Origin of the sequence: Saccharopolyspora sp., assembly GCF_017434145.1 — a bacterium.
Taxonomy (GTDB): Bacteria; Actinomycetota; Actinomycetes; order Mycobacteriales; family Pseudonocardiaceae; genus Saccharopolyspora_C; species Saccharopolyspora_C galaxeae.
In genome coordinates this window covers 1-2,917 of record NZ_JAFRFW010000552.1, presented here as the reverse complement: position 1 = coordinate 2,917, position 2,917 = coordinate 1, and the positions used below count along the sequence as shown (strand labels likewise).

Here is a 2,917-nt window from a genome sequence, read left to right as displayed (position 1 = left end):
CTCGGCGCCGCTGCCGCCCGTCGCCGGGGCACCTGCGCCCATCGGCGCGGCGGGTTGTCCGGGAGGTGCCGCACCTGGGCCTGGCCCGGCTTGGGGCGTCTGATGCTCGGGTGGGGCCGGTGCGGAACCGGAGAGCGCTCCCCCCGCACCGGTCGACGCGCCCGGGTGCATCGGGCTGCCGGGGTCGATCGAGTTGGGAGTCGCCGCGTCCGGCGCCGATCCGGAGTCCGCACGCCGCGGACTGTCCGCTGCCGTGGGTGGTTCCGGGTCCAATGTGCCGCTGAGCGATCTGTTCAGCCCGGGCGGTGACGGCTCCGACGACCCGGTGGGAACCGCGGATGGAACCGCTGCGGGCTCAGCAGCGGCCGGTGGTGTCGCGTTCCGAGTTTCCGTTGGTGCCGCACCCGGAGTTTGCGGCGCCGCACCGCCAGGAGGCGATGTGCCTGCCGGGGGCGCTGTCGGCAGGGAATTCTGCGCAGCGGAAACCGGATCCGGCGGCTGCGGCAGATCGGGTTCGTCCTCGTCCTGTTCGGGGAAAGAAGGCCGGAACGGGTTGGTGTGCTGCCCGAACCACGGACCGCCGTGGCGGGTCGAGGCCTCGCGTTGTTCCGGTTCATCGACACGATCCGCGTCTCGCCGCGAACTATCCGAAGTGGACTCTTCGGCGCGCTCGCTGCCCGGAAGCTCGACCCGGTCCGTACCCGGACCGGCCCCCGGGAAGCGGGCCTCGCGGTCCGCGCCAGGGGCCTCGTCCGCAGCGGGTTCGAGCACCTGCGCGGTCTCCGCACCAGCACCGTCCACATCGGATGCCGCACTCCCGGAACCGGTGACCTGCTCGTCCAGCGAGCCGAACGGCAGCAAGTCGAGCTGCAACGCAGGCTGCGGCAATGTCATCAGCCCACCCGTCTGCGGGTCGATGAACGCGACGCCTTCGGGCGTGTTGGTCACCATCGCCACGTGCCCCACGGGCCTGTCCAGCTGGTCCGGGTAGAGCACGCCGAGGACGGCGTGCGCACCCGCGGGCTGCTCGCTCATCCGCCGGATCACGTCGTCGTAGCTGCCGTGTTGCTCCCACTGGCCGCCGAGCTGCTCCTGCACCCATGGCAACGTGCCCTTGGCGGCCAGTTCCTCGGGCAACACCGGATCGGCTCGTGAGTCCTCGCCGATCAGCCGGTGCGCGTACGAGACCACGCAGCGGGTGCAGTTGGTCTGATAACCGTCGCGGTAGGCGTTCGGCTCGGTGAAGTTCGGGTTGACCTCGGTCAGCTCGGGATGGCGCTGTCCGACATAGGCGTTCTGATGCTCCGGGTACGCGGTGCCCCCGTGGATCGCGGGCAGCTGGTGCGCAGGCGGGTGGCCGCTGCCGAGCGTGCTCCAGTCGGGGTTGCCGTCGGCGTCCAGCGGCAGCGGCGGGGCGCCGTAGGGGTCGGCGGGTGTCGAGTCCGCGGCACCGTGCGCGCCGGAATAGACGGCATCGTCCGGTGCCAAGCACTGCTCGATCTTGCTGGTGCCGCCGGATTCCGGCTGCTCGGGGCGGTCGCCGGTTTCCGGCTCGTCCGGCTGCCGCGGCGAATCCGGTTCACCGGCATCGTGCTGGGAGTCCGCCACCTGGTCCGCGGACGTGCCCGGGTGTGGTTGCCCGGTGTCGGCTCCATGCAGCGGCTCACCCGAAAGCATCTGCTGAATCGACGGGCGGTGGGCCGCGGCCAGCTCCGCATCGGCACGTGAGCGCTCGAAGCGCTCGACCATTCGCTGTTGCGCGTCTTGCTGCCCGAGGTGGCGCGGATCGTCCGGGGTGATCTCCTCGGCTTCGATCACCCACTTGTGCCGGACGTCGCCGTTCTCGTTCGTGTAGCTGACGTATTCCTTGCTGTGCACCAGAAGTTGCGAACCGGGTGGGAGCACCGCTTCCCGCTCGGCGGGGTTGCTGGCCAGCTCCATGAGGCGCCGCGCGGTTTTCGCCTCAACGCGCAGGTCGACATCGCCGTCGAACAACGGCGCGTTGTTGTCCGGCGAGGTCATCGCGAGGCTGCTGAACGTCGGCTCGACGGTGATCCGACCGGGCTCGTAATGCGCGGCCGCCAGTTCCGGGCCGAGCGGATCGCCGTGGAACGCCAGCGTCCGGATCATCAAGCCGTCCTGCTTGGGCAGCTCGTTGAGCCCGGAGAGGATGGCGCGGGTCTGGTGCAGCTGGGTCTCGGTGAGCTCACCGTGTCGGCCTGCGGCGTTAAGTTCCTTGTACACGTCGTGCGCGCTGTAACAGTGCGCGGCGAAGGCGTTGCGCGGCGAGAGCGCGTCGGCGTTCGGGTGCTCGGCGAGCCGTTCGGCGGTGCGCTGCTGGAGGAATTCGTAGCGATCCCGCCCGTGGGGCTCTTGGCTTTCCGCCCCGAGATGCCGCTCGAGTGCCTGGAAATCTTCCGTGCGCGCGCGGTGTTCGGGGTCGGTGCTGAATTCGAGGAGCCGGCGGGCGTTCTCCTCGGGGCTCAGCGGCGGTTCCTGGTCGTCCTGCGGGTTCTCGGTGTGGTCCGAGGCCTCGTTGGTCGCGTCCGGCGCTGCGGCTTCCTGTGCGGCTGTCGAATCGTCGTGTCGGGGCTGATCGTGGGAGGTGTGCGTGTCGGTTCGGTCCCCAGCATCCGGGTCGGGGGCTCCGTCCCGTGCGGTGTCACCAGTGGTGTCCGTTGTGGACTCGTCGGCCTGCGAATCCTCGGTTTGCGGATGTTCGGCGGTGTGCGGCGGCGATTCCGCTGTGGGGTGGTCGGTTTTCGGTGTGTGTTCCGGGGTTTGCGGGTCGTGGCGTGTAGCCGGCCGATCCTGCACACCCGCTGGTGGAGATTGGTGAGTCGCCCGTGCCTCCGTCGTGGAGCGGTCCGGGCCGGCTTGCTGCTGGACGGGCTGCTGCGGACGGCCCTGCTGGACG

At 70.2% G+C, this 2,917-nt stretch carries 2 protein-coding genes; one reads left to right on the top strand and one right to left on the bottom strand.

From position 1 onward, the window contains the following. The coding region (locus tag IJH84_RS15380; RefSeq protein ID WP_295145603.1) for a toxin glutamine deamidase domain-containing protein at window positions 1-2,244 on the bottom strand (2,244 nt) is incomplete at its 3' end. Between the two features lie 18 nt (window positions 2,245-2,262). Here IJH84_RS15380 and IJH84_RS15375 point away from each other — a divergent pair. Then, window positions 2,263-2,917 (top strand): hypothetical protein (locus IJH84_RS15375; protein ID WP_295145601.1); only part of this gene is annotated, 655 nt, incomplete at its 3' end.